Genomic DNA, 18194 nt, shown 5'->3' with positions numbered 1-18194 from the left:
GAAGTCTTGATACGGAATGATCATCGTATCACTGCTTAGCAGTTCCAATGCATCAACGCTTTAGCCTGAATGCGACATCAGGGAGCAAATTGTCTGATGTGGATCAGTTTACGTTTAATAACCAACAAATTGCTGGCGACATATTTTTTCTGAGCAAACTGCATGTGCTGATGCACAATTAAACGCAACAGTTTGTCATTTTGCCGATATAATAAGCCTTCGGCGTCGGCATAATTCTTTAGGACCTATCCGAGTTGTTGGTGAAGATCTCATCGATTTAAAATTTTATCTAAATAAAATTTCTGATTTGATGCTCACTTACGGTGGTATCCGTGCGCTGAATATATCAAACCTTGCGGCATCTGCCTATGGGCTAAGTTTAGGTTTCTTGTGAAATAACTTAGCTAAATGATCATTTTTTAATCGTATTTAGCAAATCTTGGATGAATCGAACGTATGAATTCTACACAACAATGGCAAAGTGTCACTTGGTTTGACGTGGATGAGCATCAAGAAGGGCAGCGAATCGATAATTTTTTATTTACCCGATTAAAAGGTGTTCCTAAAAGTCGAATCTATCGTTTGATTCGTGAAGGACAGGTTCGGGTCAACAAAAAAAGAATAAAAGCAGAAACACGACTGAGTATTGGTGACCAAATTCGAGTTGCGCCGATTCGTTATGAACAAAAAGATGAAACCGATGCACCCGTGAGTGATGGTGTAGCACAAAGTTTACTCAGCCGTGTGGTTTACGAAGATGAAGGCTTATTAGTGGTGAATAAACCATCTGGTATTGCAGTTCATGGTGGTAGCGGGGTTGCATATGGCTTGATTGAAGCCATGCGTGCTGCGACAGGCAAAAAATATTTAGAATTGATTCATCGTATTGACCGTGATACCTCCGGTCTAGTGATGATTAGTAAGAAGCGAAGTACCCTCAAGTTACTTCAGGATCTATTGCGAGAGCATAAGATTAAGAAGACCTATGCAGCAATCGTCAAAGGGCAAGTGAGTTTGGATCAGCAATTGATTGATGCGCCTTTGCTTCGTTATGAACTTGCGAATGGTGAGCGACGTGTCCGTGTCACTAAAGAAGGTAAACCGAGCAAGACGGAATGGAAGGTGATTGAGCGATTTGAAGCCGCAACATTAGTCCACGCTTCACCTTTATCTGGTCGTACGCATCAAATTCGTGTACATGGTCTAAGTATCGGGCATCCTTTGATTGGGGATGATAAGTATGGTCACAATACAGCTTATACAGGTCCTGAAGCACGCCGTTTATGCTTGCATGCAATGCGCTTAGATATTCCGAACTACCCAACCATCGAAGCACCAATGCCTGAAGATATGCAACAGGTGATTAATGAGTTGAGAAAGCAAAAATGAGTCAGAATGTTGAATTAGTCATTTTTGATTGGGATGGGACGTTGTTTGACTCGGTTGGGCAAATCGTGGCAAGTCTGCAATACGCAGCACAGCAGTTTGAACAACCGCTTACCGATGATGCTGCAAAGAGTATCATTGGTTTAGGCTTACCTGAAGTCATGCAAATTTTATTTCCACAGGTTCCGCATTTACAGCAAGATATTTTGCAATGCTATGCAGATCATTATGTTGCCAACTCTAAAGGTGATGCTTGGTTTACGGGTGTTGCTGAACTTTTGCTAGAGTTAAAACAGCAAGGTTTCAAACTTGCTGTGGCGACAGGTAAAAGTCGTAAAGGTTTAGATCGAGTTTTGAGCCAAACCAATAGCCATCACATTTTTGATATTACCCGCGCAGCTAGTGAAACTAAGTCAAAACCAGATCCGCTGATGTTGCAGGAAATACTCACGGAAATGGATGTGGCTGCTGAATCTGCAATTATGGTAGGTGATACCAGTTATGATCTTGAGATGGCTCAAAATATTGGCATGCCTCGAATTGGGGTGAGTTATGGTGTGCATACTGTTGAAACATTAGTACAGTATCAACCTTTGACGATTGCAAATGATGTGGCGGAGTTGCATCAGTATTTGCGCAATCACTTAGCTGAGTCTGCTTTAACTGAAAGTTAAACAACAAAAATCATTTGAGACGACATAGATAGGGATTGATCAATCCCTATCTTCAATAATAAAAATAGGGAAAGTATGAGTCGTTCCATTCGTTTACTTCATTTATTACAACTGCTTAGAGAATACCGTTATCCTGTTACTGCACAGGCGCTAGCCGAACGTCTTGAGGTTAGCCAACGCACTTTATATCGAGATATTGAAACACTACGTGAGCAAGGCGTCAGTATTGATGCTTCGGCAGGACTGGGATTTCAGCTAAAAGAAGATTTTCTTTTGCCGCCAATGACTTTAAATGAAACTGAAATTGAAGCAATTTTTCTTGCGTTGAATTGGTTAAAAGACATTCCTGATCAAGCACTGAAAGCGGCATCAACCTCCGTGTTAGCTAAACTGAATGCAGTTTTACCTCAGCACTGTCAGCATTTGCTAGAGCAGACGACCTTGAGGTCGATTAATACATGGTTGCCTGTCGATGAAATGCTCGTTGAGCAAGTGCGTTTAGCTATCCGCCAACAAGTAAAAATCCTCGTGGATTATGCAGATGAGCAACAACGAATAAGTACAAGAATGCTTTGGCCTTTTGCTTTAGGATATTTTAATGATCGTATTGTGTTAGCAGCATGGTGTGAGTTACGCGAAGGGTTTCGACACTTTCGTATCGATAGAATACGTGAGTTAAGTTTGACCCAAGTCCATTATCCACAATTCAAACAGCAATTATTTCAACAATGGTGGGTTCAAGAAGTGTGTGAATCGACTACTGACAAAAACTGACAATCAAAGCGATTAAATTTAAATAAAACCAATAAACAAGGAAATACAAAAATGGCACTTAAACTTTATACCAATAGTTTTTCACGCGGTGTGGTCGTGGATTGGCTACTACTAGAACTCGGAATTGAATGTGAGCGTATTGAGGTTGCATTTAAAACTGAAATGAAAACACCAGAATATTTGCAGATGAATCCTTTTGGTAAAGTACCTGTTCTGGTTGATGGTGACATTGTTATTTATGAATTGGGTGCAATATGTGCCTATTTAGCTGATAAATTTATCGATAAAGGACTAGCACCTGCACTCAACGATCCCAAACGAGGTTTATATTATCGTTGGTTGTTCTTTATCTCAGGACCATGGGAAGCGGCAGCGACAGATCGAATGTTGGGTATAAATGAGGTTACACCTGAGCAGAAATCTTCGATTGGTTATGGTGACTACCAAGATGCTTATCATGCTTTTGTGGTTGGATTGAATGAAGCAGCTCCTTTTTTATGTGGAGAACAATTCACCGCTGCTGATGTGTTAGTTGCAGCAATGCTATTTTGGCAGTTGAAAATGGGTGAAGTACAGTCGCATCCTACGATTGAGCGATATTTACAGAGTGTTAGTCAGCGCCCAAGTTATCAGAAGTTTGCTGAATTCTTTAGTAATGCTTAAGCCCAAACATCAAAAAAGCCGACAACTCGGCTTTTTTTATTTTTTCAGCTTGCATAAAGTGCAAATTGATCAAGTGCAAAAACTTGTCGAATCTCTTCCAAAAATTGTTCGGTCGCTTGATTGGGGGGATTTTTATTAAACGCCATAAATACATCCAAACTGGGCAATGGCTTAGCTAAGGGTTTTACAATGACTTGATCAGTCGCTAGGGCTTCCATATAGGATGGCAGAATTGCACAGCTCACACCTGAGTTTACCGCTTGAATGCAATCCACTATATGATTGGTTTCATGGATGGTTTTGAACTGAATTTTATTAAATTCAATATATTGCAAAATCGTTTTCGATAAGGGTTGTGACAATTTATTAGAAAGGATGGTTAACTCTAACTCTTTTAATTGCTCAAGTTTAATTTCTTCAAATTTAGCAAAAGGATGTTGTTTCGGGAGCATAAATACAAGAGGCTCTTTCAAAACTAACTGACTGGCAAAAGTATCATTTTGAAAATCTTGATTAATAAAAATAATGTCTAAATCACCTTTTTTTAATTCAGTGATTTGGTCAGTTTCTTTTAGATTGAGTGTACAAATTTGTAGTTTTGGAATTTTCACGCGTAAACGTGGCAAAATATAAGGAAAAATACGGATTTCTGCTGAAGGAACGAATCCAATTCTAAGACATTGAACTTTTGCAGCAGCAACTTGTCGCGCCATTGTCACTGCTTTATCTGCTTGAGTGATCGTTAAACGTGCCTGCTCTAGAAAAACGTGACCTTCATCTGTCAACTCTACTTTTCGTTTGGTTCTATGAAATAATTGAACACCAATATCATCCTCTAAGTCTTTGATTTGTTGACTTAAAGAGGGCTGTGCTGTGTGAAGCTTAATTGCTGCTTTACTAAAACTTAGCTCTTCGGCAACGGTGATGAAGTAACGTAAATGTCGTAATTCCATAAGACGAATCCAAGTGTGCCTTATTCTAGTTTTAGAAAGATTGATAATGGGTGAAACTGGCGTAAGACTATATCATAGCTGTTTTTATGACCGATGTGCTCAGTTTTGAGATAGAAAAAATGTATTAAAAACCTAAAATTGTGACTTAATCTGATCATGATAAAAAATTGAACCTTTATATAAATTTATGTTGACTCATTAGGTGAAAATCAGCATAACTAAATGGGTTCTACGAGGACTAAAGTGCATGAATTGAAATGCATTCAAACTTCTCAAAATTGATACATTCACGTGAGATGGAAAACGTTAAAGTAGAAAGCTATTTATCTGATAAATAGATCACCATCGCTGCTTGAGATGATTAAATTCCACTATAGAAGAAGTACATGAAAGATAAGCCGACATTAACTTACCAATTGCCGACCCAATCTTGCTTGAGCCATACTTTTGGGAAACCACCATTTCCTCATGAGGCTTCTGACCATTGTGGTTTTGATCGTTTTTATAATATTGAAAAACGTGATCCACCATTTGATCGAACACGCTTGTTTAAATGGCTTGCAACACGGAAGTCATATACGTGGAACGTTGATCGATATCACGAGCAAAATCTACGAAATCAGATGCTTGAGTTACCTCAAAATCGACCACATGCTGATTTAAATGACTGGAAAATTTGGTTCGTAGGGCATGCAACGGTATTGATCCAAATCGGTCGTTACAATTTCCTGACGGATCCCGTTTGGTGTGAGTATGTGAGTCCTCAGCAGGGGCGTGGTCCGCAACGTGTTTGCCCTGCAGGTATTGCTTTGGAACACTTGCCTTGGATTCATGGTGTGTTGTTAAGTCATAACCATTATGACCATATGGATATAGCCAGTTTAGAATGGTTGCATCAAAAATTTACGATGCCAATCTATACTGGGCTTGGTAATGGATATTATTTGCCTAAACACTTTCATGTTATTGAGATGGATTGGTGGCAAGAAATTCCGTTTCATGATGAATTAAAAATTGCTTATACACCTGCACAGCATGCCTCTGGTCGTGGCGTGCGTGATCAAAATCGGGCCTTATGGGGTGGTTTTTCATTATTGGCAAAAACAGGACATTGTTTCTTTGCTGGTGATACGGGATATTCTCCGCATTTTAAAAAGATTCATGAGCGTTATGGTGATGCCCGTGTAGCTCTATTACCAATAGGGGCTTACGAACCACGTCAATTGATGCGTTTTGTTCATATGAATCCACAAGATGCTTTTCATGCACACTTAGATCTACATGCCCACCGATCATTGGCGATTCACTATCGAACTTTCCAGCTCACCGATGAAGACCGTGATGCACCTGAACATGAGTTGCAACAAGCAATGAAGTCCTCGTCAAAATTGGTCAATCCATTTTATTGTATAAGAGAAGGACATTTTATTCGTGCTTGATCTGTTTGAGAGCATCAATACACCACAATGCAATAATTGAAAGGCTAATCAATCCTAGATTCATGACGACAGGATTAAATGCTTGGTAAATTCGGTTTGGGTAGATCAATAAAACGAAAAAAAATAACCCAATCAAACTGATAATATTTAGCCAGTGTAAATACCGCTGCGTAAACAATAAAAACATAAAACCGAAGATAATTTCAGCGATCCCTGAAAGTGAAATGATCCAGAAGATGTACTCTGAAGTTAAGCCCATGTATTGCCAAATGTATTGTTCATCTTCTACTTTAAAAATCAATTTTGGAAATAAACCCTGATAAATCCATAGTAAGGCAATCATCCATTGACTGAATTTCAAAATACGTTGATGGGTTTGGATTAATTTATTCATGAGACCATATCATCAGTTAAAAAATGCGCCGCGATTTCAGGTGTCATTCTGTAGCATTGTTCAGTCTTGCCAAAAAGACGATAACGGTTGAGCGCAATTCGTCGGTATCCAAAATCTCGGATCACTTTGGGAATAAACTGAGTGTACTGAAGTGTTGAATATGGAAAAGATAAGTGCTTAATGATTCTGATAAATGCAGTTGATTCTGTATATAGTTTTCCATGCTCTACTAATACCATTGTTTCAAAATGATCAGTAGGAAGTTGATATATCGTTAAAATACGTTGACCTATTGGTGACTGAACTGATGCTAACTTGAATTGAAGTTGAGGATCATTTTTCACCATGAAATCTGCCCATGCAGAGCATAATACACAATGAGCATCAAACAAGATGATGCTATTGGTTTGGATTATATGATCGAGTGAAGTAGTCATTGTTATTATTTTCCTGATTCATTGTTGTGATCATAGTTCAAAATCCAGCATAAAAAAATGAAGAACCATAAAAGGTTCTTCATTTCTTCATTTTAAGAGGATTTAGGCAAGATCAAATCGATCTGCATTCATCACTTTTACCCAAGCTTTCACAAAGTCTTTAACGAACTTTTCTTTATTGTCATCTTGAGCGTAGACTTCAGAATAGGCACGTAAAATCGAGTTCGAACCGAAGACTAAGTCAACACGACTTGCAGTCCATTTAACTGTACCTGTGTCACGTTCAACGATGTTGTAACTATTTCGACCAGTTGGCTTCCAGTTGTATTTCATGTCTGTCAAATTCACAAAAAAGTCATTGCTCAGAACACCTACTCGATCGGTCAATACACCTTGAGGATTATCGCCATAATTTGCACCTAACACACGCATACCACCGATCAATACGGTCATTTCAGGTGCTGTTAAACCTAAAAGTTGAGCCTGATCTAACAACAACTCTTCAGGCGTTACATCATAGTGTTGTTTCTGCCAATTACGGAAACCATCATGCAATGGTTCTAATGGCTCAAAAGAGTAAACATCAGTTTGTTCAGCTGTTGCATCGCCACGACCTGCAGCGAATGGTACAGTGATGTTGACACCTGCTTTATGAGCGGCTTGTTCGACCGCAGCAGTACCACCAAGTACGATCAGATCTGCAAGGCTCACTTTTTTAGCCAAACTCGCTTGAATTGACTCTAAAACTGAAAGGACTCTTTGTAAACGTTCTGGTTCGTTAGCTACCCAATCTTTCTGCGGAGCTAAACGGATACGTGCACCATTTGCACCACCACGGAAGTCCGAACCACGATAGGTACGCGCGCTGTCCCATGCTGTTGTAATAAGATCTGAAGCAGAGAGCCCACTTGCAAGTAACTTCGCTTTAAGTTCTGCAATTTCACTATCTGTCAAAGTGTAGTCCACTGTTGGGATAGGATCTTGCCAAATCAAATCTTCTTGTGGAACATCAGGTCCTAAATAACGGCTTTTTGGCCCCATATCACGGTGGGTTAACTTAAACCATGCACGAGAGAATACTTCAGCCAAATAAGCTGGATCGCGATAGAAACGTTCAGAAATTTTACGATATTCTGGATCAATTTTGAGTGCCATATCGGCATCAGTCATGATCGGGTTTCGGCGAATATTCGGATTGTGGGCATCAACAGGTTTATCTTCTTCTTTAATATTAATCGGTTCCCATTGATGAGCACCTGCAGGGCTTTTACGCAGTTCCCAATCATAGGTAAATAATAAATAGAAGAATTCATTGTCCCATTTGGTTGGATGTGTTGTCCAAGCGCCTTCGATTCCACTGACCATGGTATTTGCACCATTACCCGTACCTTCAGAGTTGTGCCAACCTAAACCTTGGAACTCGACATCAGCGCCTTCAACATCAGCACCTAGATTTTCTGCTTTACCATTACCGTGTGCTTTACCAACAGTATGACCACCAGCTGTTAATGCGACTGTTTCTTCATCATCCATTCCCATACGATCAAATGTGGTGCGCATATCTTGAGCTGTTTTCAGTGGATCAGGTACACCATCAACACCTTCAGGATTTACGTAAATTAAACCCATTTGTACAGCTGCAAGTGGATTCTCTAATGAAGTACGATCTTGATCATTTTCATAACGATTTTTGGTTGCATCCAACCATTTTTTCTCGCTTCCCCAGTACACGTCTTTTTCAGGTGCCCAAATGTCGACGCGACCACCAGCAAAACCAAAAGTTTTCAACCCAGCAACTTCATAAGCTACTGTACCAGCTAGTACGATTAAATCGCCCCATGAGATTTTGTTGCCATATTTACGTTTAATTGGCCAAAGCAAACGGCGGCCTTTATCTGTGTTGACATTATCTGGCCAGCTATTAAGAGGAGCAAAACGTTGATTACCTGTGTTCGCTCCACCGCGACCATCCTGTTTACGATAGCTACCTGCAAGATGCCAAGCGGTACGAACCATCATGCCAACATAACTGCCCCAATCGGCTGGCCACCAGTCTTGACTGGTATTAATTAATTCTCGTAAATCTTGTTTAACGGCTTCTAGATCAAGTTCAGAAAATGCTTTTGCGTAATCGAAATCAGGATCCATGGGATCAGTTTTCTTATCATGTTGATGCAAAATGTCGAGGTTTAGTGCATTTGGCCACCATGCCATTGGTCCACCATGAACCTCGGTATTACCACCATGAATGACAGGACATTGTCCTGAAGTCGTTGTATTTGATTGTACTTTATTGTCTTGGCTCATGATCTTTCTCCAGCAAAGTGACCTGTGAGCGAAGTCACTTTTACTATTTACCGTTCAAAATGATGAATGCTTTAATGATCCTTTACACAAATTGGGTATCGATCTGGGTGATGCCTAAATTTGATTGCATATGAATCAATTCACACTCTTTGTACTTTTACTCTAGGTTTGTGAAACCTTTTTTTCCAATGGATTAAAGTTGATGTCTTAAATGCTTTATTCGATTGAAGCTGATTAAATCTTAAACTTGAAATGTCGAAGTGTAGAGATGATATTTGTATTTTTTTATAAAAATCATTTAAAAATATATATTTACAATTTCTGTTTTTTTGGAGGAGTCGATATAGTTTATCTAAAGTTCATAATTATAAATCGCTTTAAATCCGTCAAAGCATAACAATTTTCATGTAGTAGTTCTGTAAATTGTGCTCAGTGTATCCAGTTTCTTAGACTCTGTTGATGGTCTGTAAGCAAACGGGATTTGGCAAAATTTTATGTTATTTTCGGATAAATGAAATGATTGGGAATAGCAAATGAAGAAAGTTGCGTTTGGTGTTGGTTTAACAATAACTATTCTAACGGGATGTGTTTCATCTCCTCAAAGTCAGGAGCGGTAAGCAAGCAATTCAAATTTACTCTCAGTTGAGTTTGTTGGGAATAGTTCATATAAAGTCCCACAACAACAAGGTACAGTGCGTTTGTATGCTTTAGAAAAACGTATGGCTGATGCACCTGCCACTTTGATTCAAGAAAAAAAGGTTCAGGTTTCGCAGATTCCGTTTACGGTTGAATTTGCTATTCCTCAGACGCATCGTGAGCATATTCAACCCGCTGTGAAGGACAATGCAGAGCTCACTTATTATGTTACTTGGGAAGCTGACGCAGCTAATCCAGTGACTAAAGATACAATTATGATTGATTATGATCGACAGTTTCCATGCGTAAGCTTGGGTGCAGGTAAACAACAAGTACTTTTACGTGATCGCCAATAATAGTGAATCTTCTGAATAGGAACATAGGGATATGTTTTGAAGCGTTTAACTATTTTATTCTTTCAAAGAGAAAGGATGATCCAATCAGATCATCCTTTTTGTTTTTTGTGTATTGATTTAAGCATTCAACATACGATTTGATTTCACCATGTCAGCTAAACCATGTGTTCTGAAATAATGTTCTAACCAACTTTTTACAATCAGTGGGTTATTCATTTTCAGTACTTCATCCAAAAGTTGTTTGGCATCGCTCATTGGAACATGACAAATTGCTTTTCGAACACGCAAGATATTACTTGAACTCATTGAAAGCGTATTAAAGCCCATCGCCATCAATAAAATCGCAGATAAAGGATCACCTGCCATTTCGCCGCACACACTGACGGGTTTTTGATGGATGTGGCAGTCTTCAACTAAACGACTTAATGCACGCAAAACTGATGGATGAAAATGCGAATAAACGTTTGCAACATGAGGGTTGTTTCGATCGACTGCAAGTAAGTACTGGGTCAAATCGTTAGAACCGACAGAGAAGAAATCAACTAGCTCGGCAAACTCACTGATTTGAAAGAGGACACTAGGTACTTCGACCATAATTCCGATTTTTGGTCGAGTGATTTTAACTTGTTCTTCTTCTTGAACCGCAATCCAATCACGTTCCAATAAATAAAGAACTTCCTCAACTTCACTGACGCTTGTCACCATCGGCAATAAAATATGTAAGTTATTTAGACCAATACTCGCTTTTAACATCGCGCGAATCTGTGCAGAGAAAATCTCAGGATGGTCTAAGGTAAAACGCAAACCACGCCAACCTAAAGCAGAGTTTTCTTCTTCAATGCTGAAATAAGGCAAGTCTTTATCCGCACCAATATCGAGGGTACGCATAATCACTGGCTTATTTGCAAAGTGGCTTAGCTGTTGACGATAGATAGCACGTTGTTCTTCTTCACCTGGAAAGCGCTCACGAAGCATAAAAGGAATTTCACTACGGTATAGTCCGACACCTTTTGCACCACGTTGCACACCACGGACAACATCAATCATCAAACCTGTGTTGACGAATAGAGGAATTGATACACCATCAGGGGTAATTGCATCCTTGGTTTCATATTGCTTTAAGTCTTTCGCAATTTGTTCTTCTTCTTTTTGGACTTCTTTATATCGTTGGCGCAATCGACGTGGCGGATTAACGAAGACTCGACCTTGATAAGCATCGACGATCATTTCAATGTCATCAAGTGTGGTGATTGGTAATTCAGTGACGCCAACAACTGTTGGAATACCAAGCGCACGAGCCACGATCACCATATGTGAATTGGCAGCACCTTCAGAAGTAACGATTGCCGCAATATTATCAACAGGTAATTCAACCAGAGCAGCCGTACTGATTTCTTCACCAATCAGGATGCTGTCAGGGCTTAGCTCTCGATGACTCGAATCGGCTTCTTGCAAACATGCCAAAATTCGACGACCTAGGTCTTTTAAATCTGAAACACGTTCACGCAGATAGTCATCTTCCATTTGCGCAAACAACGCAATATGTTTATCAATAACTTTACGGACAGCACCTTGTGCCCAACTTCCAGCTCGAATGTGGTCTTTAATTTCACTTGGTAATGCATTTTCATCCAACATTCTCAAGAACACACTAAATAAAGCACGTTCTTCAGACATGAGTGAGTCTTGCATTTTTTCATCTAAGGATTGAATTTCCTTACGTACAGAGGCAATCGCTTGATCAAGAAGTTCGAGCTCCTCACTAATATCTTCTGCTTCTCGATCTGGAATTACCGTAAGATCAGCAGGAGGGTAGAGCACAATTGCACGTCCTAGCGCGACACCGCCTGCACCTGAAACACCTTGGAACGTTTTGTATGTTGAGCCACTAGTAGGCTTACGGAAAACATCAATATTACCAACGGCATGTGCATGTGCAATTACGCCAGAAAGCTGAGCACAAAGCGTCACGAGGAATGATTCAGCTGCTTCACTAAAGTCTTGAGGTTCTTTATTTTGAACAACTAAAACGCCCATAACCTTACGGCGATACATGACTGGTACGCCAAGGAATGAGTTAAATAGCTCTTCACCTGTTTCAGGTAAATAAGCAAATCGGTCATGCTTAGGAGCATTGTCAAGGTTAACGATTTCTTCGCGTTGTCCAACTAAGCCGACCAGACCCTCACCAATATTTAATGAGACATGTCCAACTGCTTCAGGTTTAAGACCTTTTGAAGCCATCAACACATAGCGTTTATTACGTTCATCCAATAGGTAAATCGAGCAAACATCTACATGCATCGCCTCAGCCACATGGTTGACCATAATGTCCAAGGAGTCATGCAAACTGACGGACGCATTGATTTCTTGCACAATGCGTCTAAGCGTGTCGAGTTGCATGTTTGACATGGATGTTTACTCCAATTTATAAATCGTTATGAACCTAGTTATAACAGCTCTCTAGTCAAAAATCATTGCTTAAAGTGATGATTTATTGATGTTTAGCGTTGAGGTAGTTGCAAACACAACTCCATCATGGCTTTACGGTAAACATCACGTTTGAAATTCACCACTTGACCTAATGGATACCAATAACTCACCCATTGCCATTCATCAAATTCGGGTGGGTCGGATAGGTTTAACTGAATATGATGCGGCGACGCCGTTAACTTCAGTAAAAACCACTTTTGTTTTTGTCCAATACATACGGGATCTGAATCTGACCGAATGTACCGATGTGGCAAACGATAACGCAGCCAACCTTTAGTTTGCGCTATAATCTGGACGTGTTCGGGCAATAAGCCGACTTCTTCTCTCAGTTCACGATAAAGTGCCTGTTCAGGGGTTTCTCCAAACTGGATACCTCCTTGTGGAAATTGCCAAGCATTGTGACCAATGCGCTTTGCCCATAAGACTTGTCCGTCATCGTTTGCCAAAATGATCCCGACGTTGGGTCGGAAACCTTCTGAGTCGATCATTTGGCTACCTAAATTTTGTCTATATCGTTGACTTTGATCTCGGGGACAGTCACTCTTCACGTCCAACTCGAAAAAGGTCAAAGTAAAATGTTTAAAATTGCTATGATCTTAACGAATTTCTATCGACTAGCGGAGATAGATTTACATTTTTTTTCTTAATTTTCAGTTTAAACGAGAAATTCTATGCAATTGGCTTTGTTTGATTTAGATCATACCCTGTTAAATACTGACTCTGACCATTCTTGGGGTGAATTTTTGGTCAATGAAGGTTTGGTAGATCCAGTTCATCATCGTCAAATGAATGACAAATTCTATGAAGATTATAAAGCTGGGCAACTTGATCCGATTGCCTACAATGAATTTGTATTCCAATTTTTAACTCAGCATGACAATACTTATTTAACTGAGTTACATCAGTTGTTTATGCAGAAAGTTATTCGTCCTAAAATGCGCCCTAAAGGTTTTGATGCAATCAAAAAACATCAAGATTTAGGACATGCGATTGTCGGGATAACTGCGACAAGTGATTTTATTACTGCACCGATTTTTCGTGAATTTGGTATTACTGAAATTATTGCGACAAATGCTGAAGTTGTAGACGGGAAATATACCGGTAAAGTGACTGGAATTCCTTGTTATCAAAAAGGCAAGCTTGCACGTTTGGATCAGTGGTTGGCTGGGCGAACAGTAGCTGAGTCATGGGCATATTCTGATTCGATTAATGATCGGTTCTTACTTGAGTATGCAACTCATGCAATTGCGGTAAATCCTGATGACCGCTTAGAAAAATTGGCAAAAGAACAGGATTGGGACATTCAAGACTGGTCGATTTAAGTTTCTGAATTTAGTTGTTTAAAAATAGACGTTGTAATGACGTCTATTTTTTTATTTTTGATAAAGATGATATTGAATAAAAACATTGAATTAAGCTGGTATCAAGATTATAAGAATATAAAATTTTATTTAAAAAATGATGAGGGGATAATGCCAAAAACACCACAAATTAAGTTACCAAAACAACTTTGGAATGATGAAACGATTGATTTGACACGTCATAGTTATCAGGGGAAATTACTCAATAAAAGCGAAGGCTTTAAATTAGGTAAAGCTCAACGGAAAAAAATTCCACGCGAACAACTATCACAATTATCTGAACGCCCAAAGGGAACAACAGCACTCACGATTTATGATTGGAGCAATCAAGGACGTTTAGAATTGCTTAAACCAATTCGTGCAAAACGTATGAGCGTTTCACCATTTACCTTTTATCGTGGTATGCCTTCCTTAATGCTATTTGATCAAGCTTGGGAGCAGTCGAACTCTGGTTTATTTCAACAGATTTGTGGCGATTGTCATTTGAGTAATTTTGGTGGCTTTGCTAGTCCAGAACGTAACTTATTATTTGGTATTAATGATTTTGATGAGACTTTGGTTGCGCCATTTGAATGGGATTTAAAACGTTTAGCCACTAGCTTTGTGATTGCTGCACGTGATATTGATCTAGCAGATAATGTAGGATTAAAAGCAATTAAAACAATGCTGAACAGCTACCGTCAGCATCTACTGGAAAATACGGAACTTTCACCATTACAAGTGTGGTACGAAAAAGTTGATGCCAGTACCTTGTTAGAAAATACTGAATGTCGAAAGCTAAGAAAGAAGCGTGCGAAGCATCTTGATTCTGCACAAAAAAGAAATGCATATTCTGTTTTGCCTAAGCTCACGCAAAAAGATGAAGATACAGGATTCCGCCATTTCGTGGATGATGCGCCATTATTATGGCATCCAAATTCAGATGAACCATTTAGCAAAGATGTAGATATCTTCTTCAAACAATATCGTGAATCTTTGAAATATGATCGCCAAGTGCTCTTTGATCGTTATCAACGCACTGATGTAGCGTTGAAGGTAGTCGGAGTCGGAAGTGTTGGGACACGATCAGCTATCGCATTATTCCAGGATGCGGATCGTGAACCATTAATTTTACAAATGAAAGAAGCCAATCCTTCTATTCTTAGTCCGTTATTTTTGGACAAAGTGATACATGAGGGTGAGCGTGTAGTGCATGGTCAGCAACTCATGCAAGCCGCTAGTGATATTTTCCTAGGTTTCTCTTCAACACTTGATCAACATTTCCATGTGCGCCAATTGCGCGATATGAAAATTTCAGTTGATCTGAGTGATATGGATGATGAATATTTTTATGAATATGCTGAAAGTTGTGGTTTGGCTTTAGCTCATGCTCACGCTAAGGCTGGAAATGCTGATGTATTGATGGGATATCTTGGTGAGGGTGGTACGATTGTAGAGGTATTGCAATCGTATGCAGAAGCTTATGCAGAACGTAATCTAAATGACTATCAGCAATTTATGAATGAAGTTGCTGATGGTAAGATTCAGCTCGCTGGAGATGATGCGCTGTAACAATAAGTATGCTGCTACAGATGATATGAAATAATTCGAAAGGTTAGAGAAAAATGTTTAATAAAATTATGTCTGGTTTGGGTCTTCAAGGCGTGACTGTAGAAACACGTTTACAGAATCCAAACTTGCAAGCAGGTGAGACACTGCATGGGGAAATTAGTTTCAAAGGGGGATCTTCTGATAAAGAAATTAATGGTCTTTATTTACAATTGATGACGATAGCAGAAGTAGAATCTGGTGATCATGAGTTTAATCAACCTTTGGTTTTACAAGAATGGTTAGTGAATTCGAGATTCTTATTACCTGCACATCAGGCTCATTCTTTCCCATTTAGTATCCAATTGCCTTTTGAAACACCAATTACAGAAGTTGCATGTCGTAGAAATGGTGCGCGAGTTTGGATTCAGACTCATATGGATGTTGATTGGGGCTTAGATGCCACTGATCGTGATTATCTAAAAGTATTGCCAACAGCAGCAATGCAAAGCTTTTTACAAGCGATGCAACAGTGTGGTTTTGTTTTATCTACAGTTGATGTCGAAAAAGGACAGCTTACAGCTCGAAACTTTAGATCGACAATTGGCTGCTATCAGGAGTTAGAGTTTGTATCCTCACATATGTTTAGTGGCTTTAATGAGGTAGAAGTTTCATTCGTCGCAGAAGCACAGCAAACCCATATCATGTTAGAAATTGATCGTACATTCCGTTCAGATCAATTATTGACGATGACTATTTCAAATCAAAACCTTGATGTGAATCAAATCACACAGCAAATTCGCCGTTTATTACAGATTGCATAATCAAGTTAAAAGCCTCCCATTTGGGAGGTTTTTTGTCATATAACTGTCATCTTTTCTTCTTAAGATAAAACTATGAAAATAAAAATAAATCAGGAAGAATATACTTCTCCTAAGCTTGATGCGTTACTGAAACTAGATCGACAACAACAACACTTAAAAATACTATGGATTATATTGCCCATCTTGATTGTTCTACTGATGTTTGGTTGGCAACAACATCTGTTTACAGCTTGGGTGATTTTGCCGAGTATATGGATGCTGCTGGTCTTTAACCATTTACTGATCATTCGAAGCAGAAGACAAAAACTACAAAAGATTCAAGAGATAAAACTTGACCCTGTTTTTATGCGATCGTTACAACAACTCTATCCGCATATTAGTTTAAAGCAACGTCGTCTGATAGAGGCAGGATTTAAAGATTATCTAGCCCTGCATGCAATTCAACAGCAAGCATATGCAATGCCTTCAAACGCAGTCGATGCCTTATGGCTTGAGATGTTGGAATATCCTGATCAATACAGAAAATTATGCATTCAGACTATTGGCCGAGAGTTGAATCATCATCCTTATGGTGATGAGACTCAACCAGAGCAACAAGCGAAGCAATTATTTGAAGCATGGAAATATAGTTGTATGTTGCATGGATATGATCCTAGAAACACGACGCAAATGCCTCGATTATTTGCAATTGACCAAGCTTTGAATTGGGAGCAGGGACAACACTTTGATTTGGATAAAATGACTAAAGATTATGCAAAATACTTGCAAGAACAGTCGTCCTCATCATCGAGTTGTGGAAGTAGTTGTAGCAGTTGTGGTGGGGATTAAATTTAATCGTTTTTCATCAGTTGAATCAGCTCTTCAGCAGCTCTAGATTGAATCCGCGCTGGATGCCAAACCATACCGAGTTGACGATTCATTTTTAAATTTAAATCGAGTTGTTTTAAATCTTCATTTAGAAAAGTTTTAGGCAAAACCGACCAACCCAAACCTATTGAAACAAGCATCCTGATAGATTCTAAAGGATTGTTACTCATGGTTATTTTAGGTTTTAGACCATTTTTTTCAAACTCTGACAACGTAATTTGACTCGTATAAGTTTGTGCAGCAGGCAAAAGACTAGGATAGGCGATTAAATCTTCAAGATTAAGTTGAGTTTGTTTTGCCAAAGGATGAAAAGGTGCACTCACAAATACTAAGGGGTCATTCCAAATAGTCACGTAGCTGAGTCGATCATCACCTGCTGGGGGTAACGTTAAAAAGGCAAGTTCTAACTCTCCTGCAAGGACTTGTTCATGTGCTTGTTCAGAGTCGACAAAATGCACATCCAAAGTGACTTGAGGAAAAAGTTGAACAAATTTCTTAAGTGGTTCGGCGAGATGATGTAGACCAATATGATGGCTAGTGCCAATTTTAAGGCGACCTTGCACCTGAGTCTGTTCATGGCTAAGTGTGTGGTGAATCTCACCTAATTCATTTAACCATGTCTTTACTTTTGGAAGTAATGAATGTGCAGCATGTGTTGGTTGAATACCTCGACCTGCTGACTCAAATAATTTTACGCCAAAATAATCTTCTAAACTATGAATACGTTTAGTGACAGCAGGTTGAGTGATAAATAATAATTCTGCAGCGATTGAAATAGAACCTGTTTCCATCACTTTCACAAATGCTTCAAAAGCAGCAAGATTCATATTGGCTTTCCATAAGGCGTTTAAATTCGTTGTGTCTGCAACGGATAGGTTCTAGAAACGACTCCATACTTTTTCATGGAAGAAAAATGCAAAGGCTTGCACTGTTGGCTCAAGCAAACTGAGCGTTGCTGCCATGATCAAATTGCCTGTCACTAGATATGCCACCATCATAGCAACAGTGATGTGCATGATGTAGTAACTCAAGGTTTTTTTTAAAGTTCGTTGGTTATTTATCACGAATTTTTGAATATTTGCCATCTGAGTCACCATTTTAAA

17 protein-coding genes and 1 pseudogene are annotated in these 18194 nt (G+C 39.2%); 10 read left to right on the top strand and 8 right to left on the bottom strand.

All coding sequences use genetic code 11. The annotated features are described in order from the left end of the window. Positions 1 to 456: 456 nt before the first annotated feature. From IRT38_RS16515 to IRT38_RS16500, 4 genes are all read left to right on the top strand, one after another. Entirely contained in the window at positions 457 to 1389 is a 933-nt protein-coding gene (locus tag IRT38_RS16515; protein WP_112986866.1) for an RluA family pseudouridine synthase, read from the top strand. After that, positions 1386 to 2060 carry an HAD-IA family hydrolase gene (locus IRT38_RS16510; RefSeq protein ID WP_112986867.1) on the top strand — a complete coding sequence of 225 codons (675 nt, stop codon included), beginning with the start codon at positions 1386 to 1388 and terminating at the stop codon, positions 2058 to 2060. Before IRT38_RS16515 ends, IRT38_RS16510 begins: the two co-directional genes overlap by 4 nt. 75 nt (positions 2061 to 2135) lie before the next feature. After that, positions 2136 to 2834, top strand: a complete 699-nt coding sequence (locus IRT38_RS16505; protein WP_004957644.1) for a helix-turn-helix transcriptional regulator — start codon at positions 2136 to 2138, stop codon at positions 2832 to 2834. A gap of 51 nt (positions 2835 to 2885) precedes the next feature. Beyond that, positions 2886 to 3497: a glutathione S-transferase family protein gene (locus tag IRT38_RS16500; protein ID WP_112986868.1), complete on the top strand. Its 612-nt coding sequence runs from the start codon at positions 2886 to 2888 to the stop codon at positions 3495 to 3497. Between the two features lie 44 nt (positions 3498 to 3541). Here the strand turns inward: IRT38_RS16500 and IRT38_RS16495 are convergent, their stop codons facing one another. Continuing rightward, positions 3542 to 4450, bottom strand: coding sequence for a LysR substrate-binding domain-containing protein (locus IRT38_RS16495; protein WP_112986869.1), 909 nt, complete (start codon positions 4448 to 4450; stop codon positions 3542 to 3544). A gap of 386 nt (positions 4451 to 4836) precedes the next feature. Here IRT38_RS16495 and IRT38_RS16490 point away from each other — a divergent pair, with 386 nt between their 5' ends. After that, a complete protein-coding gene (locus IRT38_RS16490; RefSeq protein WP_112986870.1) occupies positions 4837 to 5889 on the top strand; it encodes an MBL fold metallo-hydrolase in 1053 nt (350 codons plus the stop codon). Here the strand turns inward: IRT38_RS16490 and IRT38_RS16485 are convergent. From IRT38_RS16485 to katG, 3 genes are all read right to left on the bottom strand, one after another. Then, the gene (locus tag IRT38_RS16485) at positions 5876 to 6283 is read right to left on the bottom strand and encodes a DoxX-like family protein (RefSeq protein ID WP_112986871.1); all 408 of its coding nucleotides are present in this window, start codon (positions 6281 to 6283) and stop codon (positions 5876 to 5878) included. The two genes, IRT38_RS16490 and IRT38_RS16485, sit on opposite strands and share 14 nt — an antisense overlap. Continuing rightward, positions 6280 to 6720, bottom strand: a complete 441-nt coding sequence (locus IRT38_RS16480) for a thiol-disulfide oxidoreductase DCC family protein (RefSeq protein WP_194598277.1) — start codon at positions 6718 to 6720, stop codon at positions 6280 to 6282. The genes IRT38_RS16485 and IRT38_RS16480 overlap by 4 nt, the downstream gene beginning before the upstream one ends. Positions 6721 to 6822: 102 nt before the next feature. Next, positions 6823 to 9027, bottom strand: coding sequence for a catalase/peroxidase HPI (gene katG / locus IRT38_RS16475; RefSeq protein ID WP_004957656.1), 2205 nt, complete (start codon positions 9025 to 9027; stop codon positions 6823 to 6825). A 533-nt stretch (positions 9028 to 9560) separates the two neighbouring features. Here katG and IRT38_RS16470 point away from each other — a divergent pair. Next, positions 9561 to 10019: pseudogene (locus tag IRT38_RS16470) on the top strand (hypothetical protein). A 117-nt stretch (positions 10020 to 10136) separates the two neighbouring features. Here the strand turns inward: IRT38_RS16470 and ptsP are convergent. Further along, positions 10137 to 12431: a phosphoenolpyruvate--protein phosphotransferase gene (ptsP, locus tag IRT38_RS16465; protein ID WP_004957663.1), complete on the bottom strand. Its 2295-nt coding sequence runs from the start codon at positions 12429 to 12431 to the stop codon at positions 10137 to 10139. A 92-nt stretch (positions 12432 to 12523) separates the two neighbouring features. Then, positions 12524 to 13000 (bottom strand): RNA pyrophosphohydrolase, encoded by a 477-nt coding sequence (locus IRT38_RS16460; RefSeq protein WP_004876647.1) that lies wholly within the window; start codon positions 12998 to 13000, stop codon positions 12524 to 12526. Between the two features lie 183 nt (positions 13001 to 13183). Here IRT38_RS16460 and IRT38_RS16455 point away from each other — a divergent pair, with 183 nt between their 5' ends. From IRT38_RS16455 to IRT38_RS16440, 4 genes are all read left to right on the top strand, one after another. Beyond that, the gene (locus IRT38_RS16455; protein WP_004957667.1) at positions 13184 to 13834 is read left to right on the top strand and encodes an HAD family hydrolase; all 651 of its coding nucleotides are present in this window, start codon (positions 13184 to 13186) and stop codon (positions 13832 to 13834) included. Positions 13835 to 13984: 150 nt separating this feature from the next. Next, a complete protein-coding gene (locus IRT38_RS16450; protein WP_112986873.1) occupies positions 13985 to 15424 on the top strand; it encodes a DUF2252 domain-containing protein in 1440 nt (479 codons plus the stop codon). 53 nt (positions 15425 to 15477) lie between these two features. Next, complete coding sequence (locus IRT38_RS16445; protein WP_112986874.1) at positions 15478 to 16224, top strand: sporulation protein; 747 nt, start codon at positions 15478 to 15480, stop codon at positions 16222 to 16224. A gap of 72 nt (positions 16225 to 16296) precedes the next feature. Beyond that, complete coding sequence (locus tag IRT38_RS16440) at positions 16297 to 17052, top strand: hypothetical protein (RefSeq protein ID WP_112986875.1); 756 nt, start codon at positions 16297 to 16299, stop codon at positions 17050 to 17052. A 2-nt stretch (positions 17053 to 17054) separates the two neighbouring features. Here the strand turns inward: IRT38_RS16440 and IRT38_RS16435 are convergent, their stop codons facing one another. Next, positions 17055 to 17918 (bottom strand): LysR family transcriptional regulator, encoded by an 864-nt coding sequence (locus IRT38_RS16435; protein WP_004916621.1) that lies wholly within the window; start codon positions 17916 to 17918, stop codon positions 17055 to 17057. 51 nt (positions 17919 to 17969) lie between these two features. Continuing rightward, on the bottom strand, positions 17970 to 18176 hold the full coding sequence (locus IRT38_RS16430; protein ID WP_017397277.1) for a DUF2061 domain-containing protein: 207 nt from the start codon (positions 18174 to 18176) through the stop codon (positions 17970 to 17972). Positions 18177 to 18194: the final 18 nt, after the last annotated feature.

It is taken from the genome of Acinetobacter sp. SK-43 (assembly GCF_015351505.1).
Classification (GTDB): Bacteria; Pseudomonadota; Gammaproteobacteria; order Pseudomonadales; family Moraxellaceae; genus Acinetobacter; species Acinetobacter junii.
Note: the sequence above shows the minus strand (reverse complement) of the source record. Positions and strands in the feature narration are given on the sequence as shown.

Bases quoted from the DNA above. Each gene is read 5' to 3' on its own strand.
- IRT38_RS16515 (WP_112986866.1), top strand. From the start codon at position 457: ATGAATTCTACACAACAATGGCAAAGTGTCACTTGGTTTGACGTGGAT.
- IRT38_RS16510 (WP_112986867.1), top strand. From the start codon at position 1,386: ATGAGTCAGAATGTTGAATTAGTCATTTTTGATTGGGATGGGACGTTG.
- IRT38_RS16505 (WP_004957644.1), top strand. From the start codon at position 2,136: ATGAGTCGTTCCATTCGTTTACTTCATTTATTACAACTGCTTAGAGAA.
- IRT38_RS16500 (WP_112986868.1), top strand. From the start codon at position 2,886: ATGGCACTTAAACTTTATACCAATAGTTTTTCACGCGGTGTGGTCGTG.
- IRT38_RS16495 (WP_112986869.1), bottom strand. From the start codon at position 4,450: ATGGAATTACGACATTTACGTTACTTCATCACCGTTGCCGAAGAGCTA.
- IRT38_RS16490 (WP_112986870.1), top strand. From the start codon at position 4,837: ATGAAAGATAAGCCGACATTAACTTACCAATTGCCGACCCAATCTTGC.
- IRT38_RS16485 (WP_112986871.1), bottom strand. From the start codon at position 6,283: ATGAATAAATTAATCCAAACCCATCAACGTATTTTGAAATTCAGTCAA.
- IRT38_RS16480 (WP_194598277.1), bottom strand. From the start codon at position 6,720: ATGACTACTTCACTCGATCATATAATCCAAACCAATAGCATCATCTTG.
- katG (WP_004957656.1), bottom strand. From the start codon at position 9,027: ATGAGCCAAGACAATAAAGTACAATCAAATACAACGACTTCAGGACAA.
- ptsP (WP_004957663.1), bottom strand. From the start codon at position 12,431: ATGTCAAACATGCAACTCGACACGCTTAGACGCATTGTGCAAGAAATC.
- IRT38_RS16460 (WP_004876647.1), bottom strand. From the start codon at position 13,000: ATGATCGACTCAGAAGGTTTCCGACCCAACGTCGGGATCATTTTGGCA.
- IRT38_RS16455 (WP_004957667.1), top strand. From the start codon at position 13,184: ATGCAATTGGCTTTGTTTGATTTAGATCATACCCTGTTAAATACTGAC.
- IRT38_RS16450 (WP_112986873.1), top strand. From the start codon at position 13,985: ATGCCAAAAACACCACAAATTAAGTTACCAAAACAACTTTGGAATGAT.
- IRT38_RS16445 (WP_112986874.1), top strand. From the start codon at position 15,478: ATGTTTAATAAAATTATGTCTGGTTTGGGTCTTCAAGGCGTGACTGTA.
- IRT38_RS16440 (WP_112986875.1), top strand. From the start codon at position 16,297: ATGAAAATAAAAATAAATCAGGAAGAATATACTTCTCCTAAGCTTGAT.
- IRT38_RS16435 (WP_004916621.1), bottom strand. From the start codon at position 17,918: ATGAATCTTGCTGCTTTTGAAGCATTTGTGAAAGTGATGGAAACAGGT.
- IRT38_RS16430 (WP_017397277.1), bottom strand. From the start codon at position 18,176: ATGGCAAATATTCAAAAATTCGTGATAAATAACCAACGAACTTTAAAA.